18 protein-coding genes are annotated in these 22,152 nt (G+C 58.0%); 13 read left to right on the top strand and 5 right to left on the bottom strand.

Annotated features, from left to right (window positions below; all coding sequences use genetic code 11):
- Positions 1 to 44 precede the first annotated feature (44 nt).
- A complete protein-coding gene (locus PspS49_RS08455) occupies positions 45 to 503 on the top strand; it encodes a transposase (RefSeq protein ID WP_150774397.1) in 459 nt (152 codons plus the stop codon).
- A gap of 114 nt (positions 504 to 617) precedes the next feature.
- Here PspS49_RS08455 and PspS49_RS08460 read toward each other — a convergent pair whose 3' ends face one another.
- The gene (locus tag PspS49_RS08460; RefSeq protein ID WP_007919931.1) at positions 618 to 1,223 is read right to left on the bottom strand and encodes a TetR/AcrR family transcriptional regulator; all 606 of its coding nucleotides are present in this window, start codon (positions 1,221 to 1,223) and stop codon (positions 618 to 620) included.
- A gap of 135 nt (positions 1,224 to 1,358) precedes the next feature.
- Between PspS49_RS08460 and PspS49_RS08465 the strand changes: the two genes are divergently transcribed.
- Positions 1,359 to 2,273 carry a DUF808 domain-containing protein gene (locus PspS49_RS08465; protein ID WP_160038819.1) on the top strand — a complete coding sequence of 305 codons (915 nt, stop codon included), beginning with the start codon at positions 1,359 to 1,361 and terminating at the stop codon, positions 2,271 to 2,273.
- 181 nt (positions 2,274 to 2,454) lie between these two features.
- Here the strand turns inward: PspS49_RS08465 and PspS49_RS08470 are convergent, their stop codons facing one another.
- Together PspS49_RS08470 and PspS49_RS08475 are read right to left on the bottom strand one after the other, a co-directional pair.
- Positions 2,455 to 3,243: a VacJ family lipoprotein gene (locus PspS49_RS08470; RefSeq protein WP_127926343.1), complete on the bottom strand. Its 789-nt coding sequence runs from the start codon at positions 3,241 to 3,243 to the stop codon at positions 2,455 to 2,457.
- Positions 3,236 to 4,534, bottom strand: coding sequence for a serine/threonine protein kinase (locus PspS49_RS08475; RefSeq protein ID WP_034151543.1), 1,299 nt, complete (start codon positions 4,532 to 4,534; stop codon positions 3,236 to 3,238). The genes PspS49_RS08470 and PspS49_RS08475 overlap by 8 nt, the downstream gene beginning before the upstream one ends.
- 224 nt (positions 4,535 to 4,758) lie before the next feature.
- Here PspS49_RS08475 and PspS49_RS08480 point away from each other — a divergent pair, with 224 nt between their 5' ends.
- Positions 4,759 to 5,127, top strand: coding sequence for a hypothetical protein (locus tag PspS49_RS08480; RefSeq protein ID WP_077571702.1), 369 nt, complete (start codon positions 4,759 to 4,761; stop codon positions 5,125 to 5,127).
- A 98-nt stretch (positions 5,128 to 5,225) separates the two neighbouring features.
- Here the strand turns inward: PspS49_RS08480 and PspS49_RS08485 are convergent, their stop codons facing one another.
- Entirely contained in the window at positions 5,226 to 6,821 is a 1,596-nt protein-coding gene (locus PspS49_RS08485; protein WP_160038821.1) for a glycosyl hydrolase family 17 protein, read from the bottom strand.
- A gap of 286 nt (positions 6,822 to 7,107) precedes the next feature.
- On the opposite strand from PspS49_RS08485, the gene PspS49_RS08490 reads away from it, so the two are divergent.
- From PspS49_RS08490 to PspS49_RS08500, 3 genes are all read left to right on the top strand, one after another.
- Positions 7,108 to 7,959: a glycine betaine ABC transporter substrate-binding protein gene (locus tag PspS49_RS08490; RefSeq protein WP_105709413.1), complete on the top strand. Its 852-nt coding sequence runs from the start codon at positions 7,108 to 7,110 to the stop codon at positions 7,957 to 7,959.
- A gap of 241 nt (positions 7,960 to 8,200) precedes the next feature.
- Positions 8,201 to 8,512, top strand: coding sequence for a DUF485 domain-containing protein (locus PspS49_RS08495; RefSeq protein WP_007919908.1), 312 nt, complete (start codon positions 8,201 to 8,203; stop codon positions 8,510 to 8,512).
- Entirely contained in the window at positions 8,509 to 10,167 is a 1,659-nt protein-coding gene (locus PspS49_RS08500; RefSeq protein WP_150752222.1) for a cation acetate symporter, read from the top strand. The genes PspS49_RS08495 and PspS49_RS08500 overlap by 4 nt, the downstream gene beginning before the upstream one ends.
- Positions 10,168 to 11,271: 1,104 nt before the next feature.
- Here the strand turns inward: PspS49_RS08500 and gltA are convergent.
- A complete protein-coding gene (gene gltA / locus PspS49_RS08505; RefSeq protein ID WP_003222994.1) occupies positions 11,272 to 12,561 on the bottom strand; it encodes a citrate synthase in 1,290 nt (429 codons plus the stop codon).
- Between the two features lie 363 nt (positions 12,562 to 12,924).
- On the opposite strand from gltA, the gene sdhC reads away from it, so the two are divergent.
- From sdhC to lpdA, 7 genes are all read left to right on the top strand, one after another.
- On the top strand, positions 12,925 to 13,299 hold the full coding sequence (gene sdhC, locus PspS49_RS08510; RefSeq protein ID WP_034156251.1) for a succinate dehydrogenase, cytochrome b556 subunit: 375 nt from the start codon (positions 12,925 to 12,927) through the stop codon (positions 13,297 to 13,299).
- A complete protein-coding gene (sdhD, locus tag PspS49_RS08515) occupies positions 13,293 to 13,661 on the top strand; it encodes a succinate dehydrogenase, hydrophobic membrane anchor protein (RefSeq protein ID WP_007977503.1) in 369 nt (122 codons plus the stop codon). Before sdhC ends, sdhD begins: the two co-directional genes overlap by 7 nt.
- A gap of 3 nt (positions 13,662 to 13,664) precedes the next feature.
- A complete protein-coding gene (gene sdhA, locus PspS49_RS08520; protein WP_038363946.1) occupies positions 13,665 to 15,437 on the top strand; it encodes a succinate dehydrogenase flavoprotein subunit in 1,773 nt (590 codons plus the stop codon).
- Between the two features lie 11 nt (positions 15,438 to 15,448).
- Positions 15,449 to 16,153, top strand: coding sequence for a succinate dehydrogenase iron-sulfur subunit (locus tag PspS49_RS08525; RefSeq protein ID WP_038364054.1), 705 nt, complete (start codon positions 15,449 to 15,451; stop codon positions 16,151 to 16,153).
- A gap of 251 nt (positions 16,154 to 16,404) precedes the next feature.
- On the top strand, positions 16,405 to 19,236 hold the full coding sequence (locus PspS49_RS08530) for a 2-oxoglutarate dehydrogenase E1 component (protein WP_150649672.1): 2,832 nt from the start codon (positions 16,405 to 16,407) through the stop codon (positions 19,234 to 19,236).
- Between the two features lie 42 nt (positions 19,237 to 19,278).
- Complete coding sequence (gene odhB, locus PspS49_RS08535; protein ID WP_160038823.1) at positions 19,279 to 20,499, top strand: 2-oxoglutarate dehydrogenase complex dihydrolipoyllysine-residue succinyltransferase; 1,221 nt, start codon at positions 19,279 to 19,281, stop codon at positions 20,497 to 20,499.
- A gap of 97 nt (positions 20,500 to 20,596) precedes the next feature.
- Positions 20,597 to 22,033 carry a dihydrolipoyl dehydrogenase gene (gene lpdA / locus PspS49_RS08540; protein WP_077571707.1) on the top strand — a complete coding sequence of 479 codons (1,437 nt, stop codon included), beginning with the start codon at positions 20,597 to 20,599 and terminating at the stop codon, positions 22,031 to 22,033.
- The last annotated feature ends 119 nt before the right edge of the window (positions 22,034 to 22,152 follow it).

The raw sequence follows: 22,152 nt of genomic DNA on the forward strand, positions 1-22,152 counted from the left end.
CCCGGTACTAGCCTTTTCATGACCTGATCACAGAGGGCAAAGGAATGCCGGATCTACCTGCTGCACATAAATTGCGAGTCGGGCGCTATACCGAAGTCAGTCGAATCTATCTGTTAACCAGCACCACTTATCAACGAAAGCCGATTTTCACGGATTTTGCCTTGGGAAAACTGGTCGCTGATCAATTTCGACACGCGCAAGATTCGGGGCTGGTGAACTCATTAGCCTGGGTAGTGATGCCAGATCATTTCCATTGGCTGATTGAATTGCGACGAGGTTCATTGAGTGAGGTGATGCAAAAAACCAAATCGCTGAGTACCAAGGCCGTCAGGCAAGCTTCCGGTGGAAACAGCGTTCTCTGGCAGAGAGGGTTTCATGACCGCGCGCTGAGGCGGGAAGACGATTTGGTGAAAATGGCGCGATATGTCGTGGCCAACCCGTTGCGGGCCGGGCTGGTGGAGAAGCTTGGCGACTATCCGCTGTGGGATGCGATTTGGGTTTGAGCGTTATTCTGTGTTGCCGCCATTCGCGAGCAGGCTCGCTCCCACAGGGGATTTGTGAACGCCACAGATCCAATGTGGGAGCGAGCCTGCTCGCGAAGCAGTCACCGCGGTGTTTCAGTCCGGCTCACACCCCTTCAACACCAACCGGATAATCGTCTGCGCCGCCGCTTCATAATCCGCCTCGTCCAGCTTGTCCTTACCCGTGACCGCAGAAATCTGCCAGTCGAAGTCGGCGTAGGTCTGGGTTGCGGCCCAGATGCTGAACATCAGGTGGTTGGGGTCGATCGGGGCTATTTGCCCGCGGTCGATCCAGCTCTGGATACAGTCGATGTTGTGCTTGGCCTGGCCGTTGAGCTGCTCGACCAGGTCGGCGCTCAGGTGCGGGGCGCCGTGCATGATTTCGCTGGCGAATACTTTCGAGGCGAAGGGCAGGTCGCGGGAGATGCGGATCTTCGAGCGGATGTAGCCACTCAGCACTTCGCTTGGCACGCCGTCCGGGTTGAACGGGGTCGAGGCCTGCAAAATCGGCACGATGATGCTTTCCAGCACCTCGCGGTAGAGGTTTTCCTTGGACTTGAAGTAGTAGTAAACGTTGGGCTTGGGCAATCCCGCCTTGGCGGCGATGTCGCTGGTTTTGGTCGCAGCGAAGCCCTTGTCGGCAAACTCCTCACTGGCGGCACGCAGGATCAGTTCTTTGTTACGCTCGCGGATTGTGCTCATAAACCCGGTGGTTCCTTGCCTGTTCTGGCGGTTGCGCATGGTAGCACCGGCCTCGCGCGACGCTCAAGAATGCCCCGCGTGGTCTAAGGTCGCGTTATGCTTCGCAACATTCATACATAAAAGGAAACAGGATTCATGGCAGGAAGCAGTTTGCTGGTGCTGGTCGACGATATTGCCACCGTGCTGGACGACGTGGCGTTGATGAGCAAAATGGCCGCCAAGAAGACTGCCGGCGTGCTCGGCGACGATCTGGCGCTCAACGCCCAGCAGGTCTCCGGTGTACGTGCCGAGCGGGAAATTCCCGTGGTCTGGGCTGTAGCCAAAGGCTCGTTCGTCAACAAACTGATTCTGGTGCCCTCTGCGCTGGCGATCAGTGCGTTCGTGCCGTGGCTGGTGACGCCGCTGTTGATGGTCGGTGGTGCGTACCTGTGTTTCGAAGGTTTCGAGAAGCTTGCGCACAAATTTCTGCACAGCAAGGCTGAAGACGAGGCCGAACATGCGCAACTGACTGAAGCAGTTGCTGATCCGGCGACCGATCTGGTGGCATTCGAGAAGGACAAGATCAAAGGCGCGATCCGCACTGACTTTATCCTCTCGGCAGAGATTATCGCGATCACCTTGGGCACCGTGGCGGATGCATCGTTGACGCAGCAAGTGATTGTGATGTCTGGTATCGCCATCGTCATGACTGTCGGCGTTTATGGTCTGGTGGCGGGCATCGTCAAGCTCGACGATCTCGGTCTGTGGCTGACGCAAAAACCTGGGCAGTTCGCGAAGAAAGTCGGCAGCGCCATCCTCAGCGCCGCACCGTACATGATGAAAACCTTGTCGGTGGTCGGTACGGCAGCGATGTTCCTGGTCGGTGGCGGCATTCTCACCCACGGCGTGCCGGTGATTCATCACTGGATTGAAGGTGTTGGCGCGGCGGCCGGCAGTGTCGGGTTTGCGGTGCCGATGTTGCTCAATGGCGTGGCGGGGATTATTGCCGGTGCGGTGGTGTTGGCGGTGGTTTCTGTCGTCGGCAAAATCTGGAAAGCCCTGAAAAACTGACATTCAACACAAAACCCTTGTAGGAGTGAGCCTGCTCGCGATAGCGGTGTATCCGCCTCATAAGTGTCGCCTGACACACCGCCATCGCGAGCAGGTTCACTCCTACAATTTGATCTGTGTGATGCCATGAAAAAGGGCCATTCGACTCGCATCGAATGGCCCTTTTTTGTGCCTGTCGGAATTACTCGGCGATCTGCAACTTGCGCGCTTCGGTGTACACGTAACGCACTTTCTCGTACTCGAACGGCGAGTTCATCTGGCCATAACGGAAACTGGTCTGATAACGCTTGTCGACCGCACGCAGGGCCCAGACTTCCGGATGGTTGGAGCTGACTTCCGAGACGTTGAGGAAGTTGATCGCCGATTCGGTGGTGTAATCCACGGCCAGACCTGCGGTATCGCGGATGTTCGACGGGCCGAAGATCGGCAGCACGAAATACGCACCCCCCGGCACCCCATAGAAGCCCAACGTCTGACCGAAGTCTTCGCTCTGACGCGGCAGGCCCATGGCGGTGGCCGGATCCCACAGACCGGCGATGCCGATGGTGGTGTTGAGCAGCAGGCGCGCGGTGGTTTCCATCGAACGCTGGCCCTTGAACTGCAACAGGCTGTTGACCAGGTTTGGCACGTCACCGAGGTTGTTGAAGAAGTTGCTCACGCCCGTGCGCAAAAAGCTGGGTGTGATGTAACGGTAGCCATCGACCACCGGCAGGAACACCCATTGGTCGAAGCGATAGTTGAAGTGGTAAACCCGGCGGTTCCACGATTCCAGCGGGTCGTAGACGTTCAGCGCGTTGAGCGTCGAGCGCTCGAACTCGCGCTGATCCAGCCCCGGGTTGAATTTGAGTTTGGACAGCGGCTCCTTGAAGCCGTCGCTGTCGACCACGACGGGCGCGTTAGCTTTGCTGTTGTCGGCCTGGGCCACGCCTGCGCAGAGAAGCGCTGCAATCAGCAGGAGATATTTAGCCACGGAAGAACTCCAGCATGGCGTCGCTGTTGACGCGGTAGTTAAGGTTGCCGCAGTGGCCGCCCAGTGGGTAAACGGTCAGGCGATCACCGAAGGTCTTGCGCAGGAAACCGAGGTCGCCCGGGCCGAGGATCACGTCATCGGCGTTGTGCATCACGGCGATTTTCGGGCTGTCATGCAGATAATCCTTCAGCGCATACAGGCTGACCTGATCGATCAGTTGCAGCAGGCTGCCGCCGTCGGTGCGCGCACGCCACATCGGGATCACTTGATCGGTCAGGTAGCAATCGAAATCGCATTGCAGCGCACGCTTGAGGAACGGCGTGAGGCTGGTGCCTTCGGTGATCGGGAATTTCGGCGGGGTGATCAGGCCGCGACGGTTGATCAGGTCCGAGGTGAACGCAATGTCGGCTGCCGAGAAACGGAACGAGGTGCCAATCAACATCGCCATCTGTTCGTTGGTCAGGTGTTGCTTGGACTGCTGGAAGTCGTAGAGCAGCGCGTCATTGAGGTCGATGTAGCCTTTCTGCTGGAAGTAGCGAGTCAGCTTGGACAGCACCAGCTCATAGAATGTCGTGCTGGTGTTGATGCCTTTAACTTCGGTTTGCACCAGTTTGTCGAGGTTGGTGACCGAGGTGTAAAGGTTGACCGGCGGGTTGAGCAGCAGGACTTTCTTGAAGTTGAAGCTGCGGCGCGTCTCGTCCAGATGCGCGACGAACGCGGCATCCAGAGCACCGAGGCTGTAACCGGTCAGGTAATACTCGGTCACCGGCAGTTTCGGATTCTGCGCCCGTACAGCCTGCATCACCCGGTACATGTCTTCGGCGTCTTCCTTGGTCACGCCCGGGGTGGCGAAACGCGAGGCAGCGCTGATGAAGTCGAAACTGGTCGGCGACGACAACTGCACGACGTGGTAGCCGGCCTTGTAGTAAAGCTTTTTCAGGTATTCGTTGAGCGTGCTGTCATAGCGTGCGCCCGTGCCGGCGATCAGGAAGATCAGCGGTGCCGGTTTGTCCTGGGTGGCGATGCGGTAGGTGAGCTTTTTCACCGCCCAGAAGTTGTCTGGCAGGATGAACTCTCGCTCGGGGCGCAACGTCAGGCTGCGGTCCGACTGATTGATGTCGTCGTCCAGCGGCAGCTCCGGGCGTAAATCGGGCGGGGTCGTGGCGATGGTCGCCTCGAACGGATTGGTCAGCGGGTAGCCATAGCTGGCGGCATCGATATCCACCGCCAGTGCGGACGCACTCAAAATAAGGCCGCTGAACAGCGCGGCGAAGCGCAAGGAACGGAGCATGACTAGATCCCTTAGAGGAAGGTGCCGAATGAAGTTCGCAGGCTATGACCACCGGGGTTGCGCCAAAGTGCCATGCTGCGGCACCAAACAGGCAGAATTCGGAGTAATAGTAGCTGGACGATACACTTTGCACCGACTGAATGAACAGTTAACAGTTGTTAGTTCTTGCGAACGGCTGGCGGCAGATTAAGCTGGCCGCCGATTCCCGAAGATTGGAGTGTTTCATGTCCCGCCGCTTGCCCGTGATTTTGCTGCTCGTTCTGTTGCCGTTGTGGCTGGCCGCCAGTTATGGAGCGCGTTATGGCTTTATGGAAGACGGAAAATGGGTGGGCATCTGCGTGGATGAGGCCAGCCGCTGGGAATGTCAGGTGCGTTCGAATCTGGGCTTGATGATTCACTTCAAGGTGCTGGGCTGGACGGCGCTGGGCGCGGCGCTGATCGGTTTTGTCGTGCCCGGGCGGGCAGGGTGGTGGCTGGCGGTGCTGGCGCTGGTGTTTGGGGTGCCGGCACTGGCGTTGTACAACACCACGTTGGCGGTGTTTGCGTTGGTGATTGCCGGGTTGCGGTTGGTCCGTAAGTCCCGCAGCGTCTGATCGTCAGCTATCGCGAGCAGGCTCACTCCTACAAGGGGAACGCATTCCAAACTGTAGGAGTGAGCCTGCTCGCGATTGGGCATTTCAGTCGATGAATATTAAATCTTGTGAACGCGCAGGCAGCGCCACAAAGCAGCCACCATCAACACACTCACCAGCGCCCAGCCCCACGCCTGCTGATTCTGCAAACCTTCCTGATACAACTGTGGCGCAATCCCCGCGCCGACAATAAACGTCAGCAGGGCAATTTCCCGGCGCGGCACACTCACCGGGCGACACAGATAAACCAGCGCCGGCAGCACAAACGCCATGCTCGCAAAGCTGCGATAACGCGGATCGAACACCATCTCCAGCATCATCACCGCAGCGGCAAAACCTGCCGCCGCGACCAGCCAGCCGGCGCGACGCTCCAGCAGATTGAACGCCCGTTCACGCCAGCCAGTGCGCGGGCTCAACGTCAATGCTGCGTGCGCCAACACCAACAGATTCAACGCGGTCAGTAAACCGACCCATAGCCACTCACTGGCAAATCGCGTAGTCACCCGCGCCAGATCACCCCAGGCGCCAATCGAGCAGGCGGCGAGGGCGCCCAGCAGCGGCAACACCAGCGCCGAGCGCGTCGTGCGAACGCGACCGCCGAGCATCAGTGTGCCAAGAAAAATCAAACCACCGACCGCCAGCCATTCCTTCCAGTACGGCACGTTGGTCACCGGCCCGGCGAGCACGCCTTTGTCCTGACGATCCGCGTCGAACAGCCCCCAGTAACCGCCGACCGCGCCTTCACTGCCGCGCTTCCACGGCTGGTCAAACGCTTCGATCAGGTTGTAATGCCAGCCCTCCTTCTCGGCCATCGCGACAAAACCACGAATGAATTTGGCCTCGTTGACCCGACTCGGCAGGGCGGTCTCGCGCTGGCGGCCTTCGCTCGGCCAGCCGGTTTCACCGATCATCACGTCTTTCGGTGCGAACTTGTTGCCGAACACTTGGCGCACATCCGCGACATGTTGCAGGGCGGCATCGATGTTCGATGGATCATCTTCCCAGTACGGCAGCAAATGGATGGTCAGGAAGTCCACTGCCGGCGCGACTGCCGGATGCTTGAGCCAGAACTCCCAGACATCGGCGTAGGTGACCGGTTGCTTGATCTGGCTCTTGACCTTGTTGAACAACCGGACCAGTTGCGCGCCGGTGACTTCCTTGCGCAGCAGCGCTTCGTTACCGACGATCACTGCACTGACCACGTCCGGGTTGGCGTTGGCCGAGGCGATCAGCAGGTCGACTTCTTTCTCGGTGTCTACCGGGTTGCTGTTGACCCATGCGCCGATCATCAATTTCAGACCATGTTTACGCGCCAGATCCGGCAGCGCCTCAAGGCCCGTCATCGAATAGGTACGAATGCACTCAAAGCGAGTCGCCAGCAACGCGAGGTCGGCGTCCATGCGCTCCGGGCGCAGTTTGAATGGCACGTCGAACGGTGATTGGTCTTTATCGAACGGTGTGTACGAGGCGCACTGCAGCTTGTGCGTCGGCGTCGCCGCATCCGGCAGAATCACCGGTTGGCCGAGGCCGTACCAGAAGCCACCGAGGGCAAACAGCCCGAGCAGGCAGGCGAAGAGATAAGGCAGAGTGGGGAAACGGGAAGTCGCGGACATGGTCAGGCCGAGTGGCTGCAAAGCGAGGCATGTTACCTGCATTTATAGAGGGGTTGGTGACCTGCATGATTTGCACATGCAAAGTTCGGGCGGATTATTTGGCGTCATTTATATAGTCGCGATTAATGGCCTTCTGATGTCGTTTCTCGTTGCCTTGAGGTCGCTGACAGAGCAGGTCGCCTGCGGCGTCAGGTTGATGATCAGGGCATCAGTACTCCGCTGATGTTCGAGTTGGTTTGCGGTCAGGCGTGATGGGGGCGCTGTGCACCATAACAATACGTTGACGATGCCCGGCATCCGTCGGGCGCAGCATTTCGGGGAAGTAACGATGAAGATGCGACGACTTTTAGGCGCAGGTGCCGCTCTGGTGCTTGCGATGAGTTCCACTTTCGCCAGCGCAGAAAAACAGACCCTGAACATCGGTTACGTTGACGGTTGGTCCGACAGCGTCGCGACCACCCACGTGGCGGCCGAAGTCATCAAACAGAAACTCGGCTACGACGTGAAGCTGCAAGCCGTCGCCACCGGGATCATGTGGCAGGGTGTTGCCACCGGCAAGCTCGACGCCATGCTCTCGGCCTGGCTGCCCGTGACCCACGGCGAATACTGGACGAAGAACAAGGATCTGGTCGTCGATTACGGCCCGAACTTCAAGGATGCGAAAATCGGCCTGATCGTGCCGGAGTACGTTAAAGCCAAGTCGATCGAAGACCTGAAAACCGATGACACCTTCAAGAATCGCATCGTCGGCATCGACGCCGGTTCAGGCGTGATGCTCAAGACTGATCAGGCGATCAAGGATTACGGCCTCGACAAGTATTCCCTCAAGGCCAGTTCCGGCGCCGGCATGATCGCCGAGCTGACCCGTGCCGAGAAGAAAAACGAATCCATCGCCGTCACCGGTTGGGTGCCGCACTGGATGTTCGCCAAGTGGAAACTGCGCTTCCTCGACGACCCGAAAGGCGTGTACGGTGCAGCTGAAACCGTGAACAGCATCGGCAGCAAAGAACTGGCAACCAAAGCGCCGGAAGTGGCCAAGTTCCTGAAGAACTTCCAGTGGGCGTCGAAAGACGAAATCGGCGAAGTCATGCTGGCGATTCAGGACGGTGCCAAGCCTGACGCGGCGGCCAAGGATTGGGTGGCCAAGCACCCGGATCGCGTGGCTGACTGGACCAAATAAAAGCTTCACCGCCTAACCCTGTGGGAGCGAGCCTGCTCGCGAATGCGATCTATCAGTTGATACAAACATCGACTGAACCGACGCCTTCGCGAGCAGGCTCGCTCCCACAGTTGTTTTGTGGCGTACCGGAAATTGGCAAAAGTGTCATGGCGTTCTACTACTAAGGTCGTCTGTTACCGCGCTCGCAGCCGCATACATTAGCTATGTTCCAATAATAATCTGTGCTGCGAGGATAAAAACAATGAACGACAGCATTTACCTCTCGATTCAAAACAGTCCCCGATTCAAGGAGCTGGTGCGAAAAAGGGAAAAGTTCGCCTGGATACTCTCGGCGATCATGCTTGGGCTTTACTCTGGCTTCATTCTTCTGATCGCTTACGGGCCGCATATTCTGGGCGCGAAACTCAGTCCTGAGTCCTCGATTACCTGGGGCATCCCGATTGGTGTCGGACTGATTCTTTCTGCATTCATCCTCACCGCTATCTATGTGCGCCGCGCCAATGGCGAGTTCGACGACCTGAACAATGCGATTCTCAAGGAGGCTCAGCAATGATCCGGCGTCTACTGGCTTTATTGAGTGTTGCGACTTTCGCACCGGGTGTCTGGGCGGCTGACGCGTTGACGGGGGAGGTGGCCAAACAGCCGCTGAACATTCCTGCGATCCTGATGTTCGTCGCCTTCGTTGGCGCGACGTTGTACATCACCTACTGGGCCTCGAAGAAAAACAACTCGGCGGCCGACTACTATGCGGCGGGCGGTAAAATTACCGGTTTCCAGAACGGTCTGGCGATTGCCGGTGACTACATGTCGGCGGCGTCCTTCCTGGGGATTTCCGCACTGGTGTTCACCTCCGGCTACGATGGCCTGATCTACTCGATCGGCTTTTTGGTGGGCTGGCCGATCATCCTGTTCCTGATCGCCGAGCGTCTGCGTAACCTGGGTAAATACACCTTTGCCGACGTGGCGTCCTACCGCCTCGGGCAAACCCAGATTCGCACCCTGTCTGCCTGCGGTTCGCTGGTGGTCGTGGCGTTCTACCTGATCGCGCAAATGGTCGGTGCCGGCAAGCTGATTCAGCTGTTGTTCGGTCTGGACTATCACGTCGCGGTGATTCTGGTCGGTGTGCTGATGTGCATGTACGTGCTGTTCGGCGGCATGCTGGCGACCACCTGGGTGCAGATCATCAAGGCTGTGCTGTTGCTGTCCGGTGCCTCGTTCATGGCGCTGATGGTGATGAAGCACGTAGGCTTTGACTTCAACACATTGTTCTCCGAAGCGATCAAGGTTCACGCCAAGGGCGAAGCGATCATGAGCCCGGGTGGTCTGGTCAAGGACCCGATTTCGGCCTTCTCGCTGGGTCTGGCGCTGATGTTCGGTACCGCTGGCCTGCCACACATTCTGATGCGCTTCTTCACCGTGAGTGACGCAAAAGAAGCTCGCAAGAGTGTGCTCTACGCAACTGGCTTCATTGGCTACTTCTACATCCTGACTTTCATCATCGGCTTTGGCGCGATCCTGCTGGTCAGCACTAACCCGGCCTTCAAAGATGCTGCTGGCGCGCTGTTGGGCGGCAACAACATGGCGGCGGTGCACCTGGCCAACGCAGTTGGAGGCAGTATCTTCCTCGGCTTTATCTCGGCGGTGGCGTTCGCAACCATTCTGGCGGTTGTGGCAGGCCTGACGCTGGCGGGTGCCTCGGCGGTTTCTCACGACCTGTATGCCAGTGTGATCAAGAAGGGCAAGGCGAACGAGAAGGACGAGATTCGTGTCTCGAAGATCACCACCATTGCCTTGGCGGTGCTGGCGATTGGTTTGGGCATCCTGTTCGAAAGCCAGAACATTGCCTTCATGGTGGGCTTGGCGTTCTCGATCGCGGCGAGCTGCAACTTCCCGGTACTGCTGCTTTCGATGTACTGGAAGAAGCTGACCACTCGTGGGGCGATGATTGGCGGCTGGTTGGGGCTGGTCAGTGCCGTTGGTTTGATGGTGCTTGGGCCGACCATCTGGGTGCAGATTCTGCATCATGAGAAGGCGATCTTCCCTTACGAGTACCCGGCGTTGTTCTCGATGATCATTGCTTTTGTGGGGATCTGGTTCTTCTCGATTACTGACAAGTCGGCGGCTGCGGACAATGAGCGGGCGCTGTTCTTCCCGCAGTTTGTGCGTTCGCAGACTGGGTTGGGGGCGAGTGGGGCGGTTTCGCATTGATGGTTTGATGGTTTTGTAATGTTGTGCTGAATGCCCCGGTTGAGAGATCGGGGCATTTTTATTGGGCGGTTATCGGCTGGAGCTGTGTACATATCCGTTGCTGCGGTAACGGCTTCTTAGGGTTTCGCCCTTACGGCGACTCACTTTTTTTTACAAACGCCTAAAAAAAGTAAGCAAAAAAACGCTTGCTCCTACGTGCGGCCCGCTCGCTGGGGCTCGGGGTTCCTTCGCTGCGGGATCGATCCGGGCGCAGCGCCTACGGTTTGCTGCGCTGCACCTCCTCTCGCTGTGTTTGGCTACGCCAAACGGTCGCTGCGCTCCCACGCCCGGATCAATCCCTCCACTCAGCCTTCCGACGTCGCCCGTGGATCAAGATCAAGAGCAGGCGAGCTGACACTCGGCCTATTGAGTGGTTAAGAGCGGATGTTCGGCTTTTGATTTGCGTTGTTGCTGCCCCTCACCCCAGCCCTCTCCCGAGGGAGAGGGAGCCGATTTGTGAGCTTTTCAGAATCTGAGTTCAACGCGGTATCGCACGTCGGCGTATCTCCCCCAAACACCACGATCAGTCCCCTCTCCCTCCGGGAGAGGGCTAGGGTGAGGGGCTCTTGATCTGGCTTTTGATCTTGCTTTGGCTTTGGCTTTGGCTTTGGCTTTGGCTTTGGCTTTGGCTTTGGCTTTGGCTTTGGCTTTGGCTTTGGCTTTGGCTTTGGCTTTGGCTTTGGCTTTGGCTTTGGCTTTTGATCTTTTGCCCCATCGGTAGGCCGAGCGTAGGTGTTCATCCGGGGGGTAGGCGCGCAGCGCCGTGCGGCGAAGCCGCATACATCGAGAGGAGGTGCAGCGAAGCAAACCGTAGGCGATGCCCCCGGGTGGACACCGTAGCGAGGGAACACTGAGCCTCAGCGAAGTGCCGTACGCCAGGGGCAAAGCCTTTTGGTTCCTTTTTGGCGTTTGAAAAAGGGACTCGCTGTAAGAGCGAAACCGCCAGCGGCAGCACCCGAAGAAACGGATATGCCCCCAATCCCAAACCCCAGACAAACAAAAACGGCCCCTATATAAATAGAGGCCGTTCCCGGTACAACTCAAGACTTCATCGCAAGACAAATCTTATTTGCGGTCTTCCAGCTTGGTAATGTCACGCGACTCGTAGCCGGTGTACAACTGGCGCGGACGGCCAATCTTGTACGGGCTGGAGAGCATTTCTTTCCAGTGGGAGATCCAGCCAACAGTACGTGCCAGCGCGAAAATCACGGTGAACATGCTGGTCGGAATGCCGATCGCCTTGAGGATGATCCCCGAGTAGAAGTCGACGTTCGGGTACAGCGAGCGTTCGATGAAGTACGGGTCGGTCAGCGCGATCTCTTCCAGGCGCATGGCCAGTTCGAGTTGCGGATCGTTGTTGATGCCCAGTTCCTTCAGTACTTCGTCGCAGGTCTGCTTCATTACAGTCGCGCGAGGATCGCGGTTCTTGTAAACGCGGTGACCGAAGCCCATCAGTTTGAACGGATCGTTCTTGTCCTTGGCCTTGGCGATGAACTTGTCGATGTTGGAAACATCGCCAATCTCGTCAAGCATGGTCAGCACGGCTTCGTTCGCACCGCCGTGGGCAGGGCCCCACAGTGCGGCGATACCGGCGGCGATACAGGCAAACGGGTTGGCACCCGAAGAACCGGCCAGACGCACAGTAGAAGTCGACGCGTTCTGCTCGTGGTCGGCGTGGAGGATGAAGATCCGGTCCATGGCCTTGGCGAGCACCGGGCTGATCGGTTTGATCTCGCACGGGGTGTTGAACATCATGTGCAGGAAGTTTTCCGCGTACGTCAGGTCGTTGCGCGGGTACATCATGGGTTGGCCCATGGAGTACTTGTAAACCATCGCTGCCAGGGTCGGCATCTTGGCAACCAGACGGATCGCGGAAATTTCGCGATGCTGCGGGTTATTGATGTCGAGGGAGTCGTGGTAGAAGGCCGAGAGGGCGCCGACTACACCGCACATGACGGCCATCGGGTGGGCGTCGCGACGGAAACCGTTGAAGAAGGTTTTCAGCTGCTCGTGAACCATCGTGTGGTTTTTCACGGTGCTGACGAACTGGGCCTTCTGCTCTGCGGTCGGCAGTTCGCCGTTGAGCAGCAGGTAGCAGGTTTCCAGGTAGTCCGATTTTTCAGCCAGCTGTTCGATCGGGTAGCCGCGGTGCAACAGAATGCCGTTGTCGCCGTCGATATAGGTGATCTTCGATTCGCACGAGGCGGTCGACATGAAACCTGGGTCGAAAGTGAAGCGGCCCGTGGCCGTCAGGCCCCGAACATCGATTACATCGGGACCAACGGTGCCGGTTAAAATGGGCAGCTCGACGGGGGCTGCGCCCTCGATGATCAACTGCGCTTTTTTGTCAGCCATGTGGCCTCCTATTTATGCTTGAACCATCAGACAGACCCCCCACGCAGGGCCCGCACCACTATAGTGAGATAAATTCGAATGTCAATTTGCCTAAAGTCTTGCTCCAGAAGGCTTTAAGCGCACTTTTTCCTCGAAATTGACTGCCATTTACGCCTTTTATACGACTTGTGCAATCAGCTATTTGGGGTAGGTGATTGCGTTGTCATTAGTAGCCTAACTGTCTATACTCGGCCACCGACCGCCAAGGGCTTTTGGGCTTGCTTTCATTGGGGGTCGCATCCCTGGGTGGTGGTTACCTGACCAGTGCACTCCCCAACAACTTTGCCCTGATTGTTAGGGGCTCTTCAGTGTGAAAAAAAAGCCGTGAAAAGCCAACGACCTGTAAACCTAGACCTAAGGACCATCAAACTCCCCATCACCGGCGTTACGTCGTTTCTTCACCGTGTTTCCGGCATTATCCTCTTCCTGGGTATCGGCTTCATGCTTTATGCATTGGGCAAGTCTCTGGGTTCCGAGGAAGGTTTTGCCGAGGTGAAGGCATGCTTGACCAGTCCGCTGGCCAAGTTCGTAGCATGGGGCCTCCTGTCCGCTCTGCTGTATCACCTGGTAGCCGGTGTGCGCCATTTGATCATGGACATGGGCATCGGTGAGACGCTGGAAGGCGGCCGCCTGGGCTCGAAAATTATCATCGCCGTTTCCGTGGTGCTGATCGTTCTGGCAGGAGTTTGGATATGGTAACCAGCGTTACGAACCTTTCGCGTTCGGGCCTCTATGACTGGATGGCGCAACGTGTGTCTGCGGTTGTTCTCGCGGCTTATTTCATCTTCCTGATCGGATACCTTGCAGCGAATCCGGGCATTGGCTACGACCAGTGGCACGGCCTGTTCGCTCACAACGGGATGCGTATCTTCAGTCTGCTGGCCCTCGTTGCCCTTGGCGCTCACGCCTGGGTCGGCATGTGGACCATCGCGACCGACTACCTGACGCCAATGGCGCTGGGCAAGTCCGCGACTGCAGTACGTTTCCTTTTCCAGGCAGTATGCGGCGTTGCGATGTTCGCTTACTTCGTCTGGGGTGTGCAGATTCTCTGGGGTATCTGAGTCATGGCTAACATTCCAACGATTTCTTTCGACGCCATCATTATTGGTGGTGGCGGTGCCGGCATGCGCGCTGCGCTGCAACTGGCACAGGGCGGTCACAAGACTGCCGTGATCACCAAGGTTTTCCCGACCCGTTCGCACACCGTATCCGCTCAGGGCGGCATCACGTGCGCAATCGCGTCCGCTGACCCGAACGATGACTGGCGCTGGCACATGTACGATACCGTCAAGGGTTCCGACTACATCGGTGACCAGGACGCTATCGAATACATGTGTCAGGAAGGCCCGGCCGCTGTTTTCGAGCTGGACCACATGGGTCTGCCGTTCTCGCGTACCGAGCAGGGCCGTATCTACCAGCGTCCGTTCGGTGGTCAGTCCAAGGATTACGGTAAAGGCGGTCAGGCTGCACGTACTTGCGCCGCTTCCGACCGTACCGGTCACGCACTGCTGCACACCCTTTATCAGGGCAACCTGAAAGCCGGTACCACGTTCCTGAACGAGTACTACGCTGTCGACCTGGTGAAAAACCAGGAAGGTGAATTCGTCGGTGTGATCGCTATCTGCATCGAAACCGGCGAAACCACCTACATTCGCGCCAAGGCCACCGTACTGGCTACCGGCGGTGCAGGTCGTATCTACGCTTCCACCACCAACGCCCTGATCAACACCGGTGACGGCGTCGGCATGGCTCTGCGTGCTGGCGTGCCGGTACAAGACATCGAAATGTGGCAATTCCACCCGACCGGCATCGCCGGCGCCGGTGTACTGGTTACCGAAGGTTGCCGTGGTGAAGGTGGTTACCTGATCAACAAGCACGGCGAGCGTTTCATGGAGCGTTATGCTCCGAACGCCAAAGACCTTGCCGGTCGTGACGTGGTTGCTCGTTCGATGGTTAAAGAAATCATCGCCGGCAACGGTTGCGGTCCGAATGGCGACCACGTAATGCTCAAACTCGACCACCTGGGCGAGGAAGTGCTGCACAGCCGTCTGCCAGGCATCTGCGAACTGTCGAAGACTTTCGCTCACGTTGACCCGGTTGTTGCGCCGGTTCCGGTTGTTCCGACTTGCCACTATATGATGGGCGGCGTTGCCACCAACATTCACGGCCAGGCGATCACCCAGAACGCTGAAGGCGTGGACCAGATCATCCCTGGTCTGTTCGCAGTAGGTGAAGTGGCTTGCGTATCGGTGCACGGTGCCAACCGTCTGGGCGGCAACTCGCTGCTCGACCTGGTGGTATTCGGCCGCGCTGCAGGTCTGCACCTGGAAAAGGCGCTCACCGACGGCATCGAATACGACGACGCTACCGAAGCCGACATCGAAGCTGCCCTGTCGCGTCTGAACGCGCTGAACAACCGTACCGACGGCGAAGACGTCGCTACCCTGCGTCGCGAGCTGCAAAGCTGCATGCAGAACTACTTCGGCGTATTCCGTACCGGCGAATACATGCAGAAAGGTATCGCTCAGCTCGCTGACCTGCGTACCCGCATTGCCAACGTGAAGATCAACGATAAGTCGCAGGCGTTCAACACTGCCCGTATCGAAGCGCTGGAACTGCAAAACCTGCTGGAAGTGGCTGAAGCTACCGCCATCGCGGCCGAAGTACGTAAAGAGTCGCGCGGTGCTCACGCCCGTGAAGACTTCGAAGATCGTGACGACGAAAACTGGCTGTGCCACACCCTGTACTTCCCGGGTGACAAGCGCGTCACCAAGCGTGCCGTGAACTTCTCGCCGAAGACTGTTCCGACTTTCGAACCTAAAGTCCGGACTTATTAAGGGTGACCGCCATGTTGCAAGTCAGTGTTTATCGCTACAACCCTGATCAGGACGCTGCGCCGTTCATGCAGGAATTCCAGGTCGATACCGGTGGTAAAGACCTGATGGTGCTGGACGTGCTGGCCCTGATCAAAGAGCAGGACGAGGGTTTCTCCTATCGTCGCTCTTGCCGTGAAGGCGTCTGCGGCTCCGACGGCATGAACATCAACGGTAAAAACGGTCTGGCGTGCATCACGCCACTGTCCGCCGTTGTAAAAGGTAACAAGCTGATTGTTCGTCCGCTGCCAGGTTTGCCGGTTATCCGTGACCTGGTTGTCGATATGAGCATCTTCTACAAGCAATACGAGAAGGTGAAGCCTTACCTGCAGAACGACACGCCGGCTCCGGCCATCGAGCGTCTGCAGTCTCCGGAAGAACGTGAAAAACTCGACGGTCTGTACGAGTGCATCCTGTGCGCTTGCTGCTCGACCTCTTGCCCGTCCTTCTGGTGGAACCCGGACAAGTTCCTGGGTCCAGCTGCGCTGCTGCAAGCTTATCGCTTCCTGGCAGACAGCCGTGACACCAAGACCAACGAGCGTCTGGCTTCGCTCGATGACCCGTTCAGCGTCTTCCGCTGCCGGGGCATCATGAACTGCGTCAACGTATGTCCGAAAGGCCTGAACCCGACTAAGGCCATCGGTCACATCCGTAACATGCTGCTTTCGAGCGGCGTGTGATTCAGCTGCTGTAACCGCTGCACCGTAGAGGCTGTGGCGCGGGCTTCAACCCGCGTCATGGCTATAACCAGAGCAGTAGCCATAAGCTGCGGCTCTTATTTTGAAGAAATGAGACAAGCAGGGGCATCCGGGCTGGTACCCGGACTATCAGTGTGATCCTAAGTGGCTTGTTTTAGTCGCTGCATTCGGACTTCTGCAAGTTTGCTCGGTGTCGACATCGATGGTGTTCCCCTAACCGAGGGTGACCAAGCATGCAAGAAAGCGTGATGCAGCGCATGTGGAACAGCGCCTACCTTTCAGGTGGAAACGCTGCCTATGTGGAAGAGCTTTATGAGCTCTACCTGCACGACCCTAACGCTGTGCCAGAAGAGTGGCGCACCTACTTTCAGAAGTTGCCTGCCGACGGCAACTCTGCCACTGATGTTTCGCACTCGACAATTCGCGATCATTTCGTGCTGCTGGCAAAGAACCAGCGCCGCGCCCAACCGGTTTCCGCCGGCAGCGTGAGCAGTGAGCACGAGAAGAAGCAAGTTGAAGTGCTGCGATTGATCCAGGCCTACCGTATGCGTGGCCACCAGGCAGCCCAGCTTGACCCGCTGGGGCTGTGGCAGCGTCCTGCACCTGCAGACCTGTCGATCAATCATTACGGCTTGACCAATGCCGATCTTGATACGACCTTCCGTGCCGGCGACCTGTTCATCGGCAAAGAGGAAGCGAGCCTACGCGAAATTCACGAAGCGTTGCAGCAGACATATTGCCGCACCATCGGCGCTGAATTTACGCACATCACCGATTCCGAGCAGCGCCAGTGGTTCCAGCAGCGTCTGGAAAGCGTGCGTGGTCGTCCGACGTACTCCGCCGACATCAAGAGCCACCTGCTTGAGCGCGTGACTGCCGGTGAAGGCCTGGAAAAATACCTGGGCACCAAATACCCGGGCACCAAGCGTTTCGGTCTGGAAGGCGGCGAAAGCCTGATTCCGATGCTCGACGAACTGATCCAGCGTTCCGGTTCCTACGGCACCAAGGAAGTCGTCATCGGCATGGCCCACCGTGGCCGTCTGAACGTACTGGTCAACACCTTCGGCAAGAACCCGCGCGAGCTGTTCGACGAGTTCGAAGGCAAGAAGAAGGTCGAGCTGGGTTCCGGTGACGTTAAGTATCACCAGGGCTTCTCGTCCAACGTGATGACCGCCGGCGGTGAAGTTCACCTGGCCATGGCGTTCAACCCGTCCCACCTGGAAATCGTTTCCCCGGTGGTAGAAGGTTCGGTTCGCGCCCGTCAGGATCGTCGTAACGACCCGACCGGTGAGAAGGTTCTGCCGATCTCCATCCACGGTGACGCTGCATTCGCAGGTCAAGGCGTGGTCATGGAAACCTTCCAGATGTCGCAGACCCGCGGTTTCAAAACCGGCGGTACCGTGCACATCGTGATCAACAACCAGGTCGGTTTCACCATCAGCAACCCGCTGGACTCGCGTTCCACCGAGTACGCCACCGACGTTGCGAAGATGATCCAGGCGCCGATCCTCCATGTGAATGGTGATGATCCGGAAGCCGTGTTGTTCGTGACCCAGCTGGCCATCGACTACCGCATGCAGTTCAAGCGTGACGTGGTGATCGACCTGGTCTGCTACCGTCGTCGCGGCCACAACGAGGCCGACGAGCCAAGCGGCACCCAGCCTCTGATGTATCAGCAGATCACCAAACAGCGCACCACCCGTGAGCTGTACGCTGATCGTCTGACCCAGGGCGGTGTGCTGGACGCAGAGCGTGTTCAGGCGAAAGTCGACGAATACCGCAACGCGCTGGACAACGGTCTGCACGTCGTGAAATCGCTGGTCAAAGAGCCGAACAAAGAGCTGTTCGTGGACTGGCGTCCGTATCTGGGCCACGCCTGGACTGCGCGTCACGACACCCGCTTTGATCTGAAAACCCTGCAAGAACTGTCCGCCAAGCTGCTGGAAATTCCGGAAGGCTTCGTGGTTCAGCGTCAGGTCTCGAAGATCTACGAAGACCGTCAGAAAATGCAAGCCGGCGGCCTGCCGATCAACTGGGGGTACGCCGAAACCATGGCGTACGCGACCCTGGCGTTCGAAGGTCACCCGATCCGCATGACCGGTCAGGACATCGGCCGCGGTACGTTCTCGCACCGTCACGCTGTGTTGCACAACCAGAAAGACGCAGGCACTTACATTCCGCTGCAGCACTTGTACGACGGTCAGCCACGCTTTGACCTGTACGACTCGTTCCTGTCGGAAGAAGCGGTACTGGCATTCGAATACGGTTACTCGACCACCACGCCGGATGCGCTGGTGATCTGGGAAGCCCAGTTCGGCGACTTCGCCAACGGTGCACAGGTTGTAATCGACCAGTTCATCACCAGCGGCGAGCACAAGTGGGGCCGTCTCTGCGGTCTGACCATGTTGCTGCCACACGGTTACGAAGGTCAGGGCCCTGAGCACAGCTCGGCACGTCTTGAGCGTTACCTGCAACTGTGCGCCGAGCACAACATTCAGGTCGCCGTACCGACCACGCCAGCACAGATCTACCACTTGCTGCGTCGTCAGGTGATTCGTCCGCTGCGCAAGCCGCTGATCGTTCTGACTCCGAAGTCGCTGCTGCGCCACAAACTGGCCATCTCGACCCTGGAAGATCTGGCCGAAGGTTCGTTCCAGACCGTGATCCCGGAAATCGATACTCTGGACCCGAAAAAGGTCGAGCGTGTTGTTCTGTGTAGCGGCAAGGTCTACTACGACCTGCTGGAAAAACGCCGTGCCGAAGGCCGTGAAGATATCGCCATCGTGCGTATCGAGCAGCTGTACCCATTCCCTGAGGACGACTTGAAAGAAGTCCTGGCTCCATACACCAACGTCAAAAATGCCGTTTGGTGTCAGGAAGAGCCGATGAACCAGGGGGCCTGGTACTGCAGCCAGCACCACTTGCGTCGCAGTATTGCGAACCTCGACAAGTCTCTCGTACTTGAGTACGCGGGCCGTGAGGCTTCTGCTGCCCCAGCTTGTGGTTACGCATCGATGCACGCCGAGCAGCAGGAAAAACTCCTGCAAGACGCGTTTACCATTTAATGCCTTCGCGCACCTGAAACCGAATTTAAGGAACCACAGATAATGGCTATCGAGATCAAAGCCCCCACTTTCCCGGAATCGGTTGCCGATGGCACCGTTGCCACCTGGCACAAACAACCGGGCGACGCTGTCAAGCGCGACGATCTGATCGTCGACATCGAAACCGACAAAGTCGTACTGGAAGTTCTGGCTACCGCTGATGGCGTGCTGGGCGCAATCGTCAAGAACGAAGGCGACACCGTTCTGTCCGACGAAGTGCTGGGCTCCATCGAAGCGGGCGGCGCTGCTGCTGCTCCAGCCGCCGCTGCTGCTCCGGCCGCTGCTGCCGCTGCACCGGCTGCTGCCGAAGGCGAAGATGATCCTGTTGCTGCACCGGCTGCGCGCAAACTGGCTGAAGAAAACGGCATCAACATCGCTTCCGTTGCCGGCACCGGCAAGGGCGGTCGTGTGACCAAGGAAGACGTGGTTGCAGCTGTTGCTGCCAAGAAAGCCGCTCCGGCTGCCGCGCCTGCCAAGGCTGCTGCTCCTTCGGCCGCCGCTCCTGTGTTCGCTGCTGGCGACCGCATCGAGAAGCGCGTACCGATGACCCGCGTTCGTGCCACCGTGGCCAAGCGTCTGGTTGAAGCTCAGTCGAACATGGCGATGCTGACCACTTTCAACGAAGTCGACATGACTGAAGTCATGGCCCTGCGTTCGAAGTACAAGGACCTGTTCGAGAAGTCCCACAACGGCGTACGCCTGGGCTTCATGTCGTTCTTCGTCAAAGCAGCTACCGAAGCGCTGAAACGCTTCCCGGCTGTCAACGCGTCGATCGACGGCGGCGACATCGTTTACCACGGCTATGCGGACATCGGCGTTGCCGTTTCCAGCGACCGTGGCCTGGTGGTTCCGGTTCTGCGTAACGCCGAGCTGATGAGCCTGGCTGAAATCGAAGGCGGCATCGCCACTTTCGGCAAGAAAGCCCGTGACGGCAAATTGTCGATGGACGAGATGACCGGTGGTACCTTCACCATCACCAACGGTGGTACCTTCGGTTCGATGATGTCGACCCCGATCGTCAACCCGCCGCAGGCAGCGATTCTGGGCATGCACAACATCATCCAGCGTCCTATGGCCATCAATGGTCAGGTCGTTATCCGTCCGATGATGTACCTGGCACTGTCCTACGATCACCGTCTGATCGATGGCAAAGAAGCTGTGACCTTCCTGGTGACCATCAAGAACCTGCTGGAAGATCCGGCTCGTCTGTTGCTGGATATCTGATAGAAGCAGTCGCGGGCTTCAGGTTTCAAGCTGCAGGAAAGGGCAGCTTGGCTTGGGGCGCGCGGCTTGAAGCTTTTCGCTAAAGAGGATTTTTTGAATGTCGCAGAAATTTGACGTAGTAGTGATCGGTGCTGGCCCTGGTGGCTACGTGGCTGCCATCAAGGCCGCGCAGCTGGGTCTGACCACTGCCTGCATCGAGAAGTACACCGACGCAGAAGGCAAGCAAGCCCTGGGCGGCACCTGCCTGAACGTGGGCTGCATTCCTTCCAAGGCGCTGCTCGACAGCTCCTGGAAATACAAGGAAGCGAAAGAAAGCTTCAACGTTCACGGTATCTCCACTGGCGAAGTCAAAATGGACGTCGCTGCGATGGTTGGCCGCAAGGCTGGCATCGTCAAGAACCTGACCGGCGGCGTTGCCACCCTGTTCAAGGCCAACGGCGTTACTTCGATCCAGGGCCACGGCAAACTGCTGGCTGGCAAGAAAGTCGAAGTCACCAAGCCAGACGGCTCGGTTGAAGTCATCGAAGCTGAAAACGTGATTCTGGCTCCAGGTTCGCGTCCGATCGACATTCCGCCAGCTCCGGTTGATCAGAAAGTCATCGTCGATTCGACTGGCGCACTGGAATTCCAAAGCGTACCTAAGCGTCTGGGCGTGATCGGCGCTGGCGTGATCGGTCTGGAACTGGGTTCGGTGTGGTCGCGTCTGGGCTCCGAAGTTGTTGTCCTGGAAGCACTGGACACTTTCCTGATGGCAGCGGACACCGCTGTTTCCAAGGAAGCGCTGAAAACCCTGACCAAACAAGGTCTGGACATCAAACTGGGCGCTCGCGTAACCGGCTCGAAAGTGAACGGCGACGAAGTCGTTGTGAACTACACCGATGCCAACGGCGAACAGACCATCACTTTCGACAAGCTGATCGTAGCCGTTGGTCGCCGTCCGGTGACCACTGATCTGCTGGCTTCCGACAGCGGCGTGACCCTCGACGAGCGCGGTTTCGTGCACGTTGACGATCACTGCGCGACCACCGTACCGGGCGTTTTCGCCATCGGTGACGTGGTTCGCGGCATGATGCTGGCTCACAAGGCATCGGAAGAAGGCATCATGGTTGTCGAGCGCATCAAGGGCCACAAAGCCCAGATGAACTATGACCTGATCCCTTCGGTTATTTATACTCACCCGGAAATCGCGTGGGTTGGCAAAACCGAGCAGGCCTTGAAAGCTGAAGGCGTTGAAGTTAACGTCGGCACCTTCCCGTTCGCCGCTTCCGGCCGTGCCATGGCCGCCAACGATACCGGTGGTTTCGTCAAGGTCATCGCTGATGCCAAGACTGACCGCGTATTGGGCGTGCACGTGATTGGCCCGAGCGCTGCAGAGCTGGTTCAGCAGGGCGCGATCGGTATGGAATTCGGCACCAGCGCTGAAGACCTGGGCATGATGGTTTTCTCCCATCCGACCCTGTCTGAAGCCTTGCACGAAGCTGCTCTGGCTGTGAATGGCGGCGCCATCCACATTGCCAACCGCAAGAAGCGTTAAGACACAATAAGAAACCACGGCGGTAACGGCCCGTCGTGAGCCTTGCGAGCAAGTCTCACCGCGGAATGTCCGCTGGACGCAGTCTTGCGTAGCTCAGCTACGCAAGCAGCAGTCACAGG

This window comes from Pseudomonas sp. S49, from assembly GCF_009866785.1.
GTDB lineage: Bacteria > Pseudomonadota > Gammaproteobacteria > Pseudomonadales > Pseudomonadaceae > Aquipseudomonas.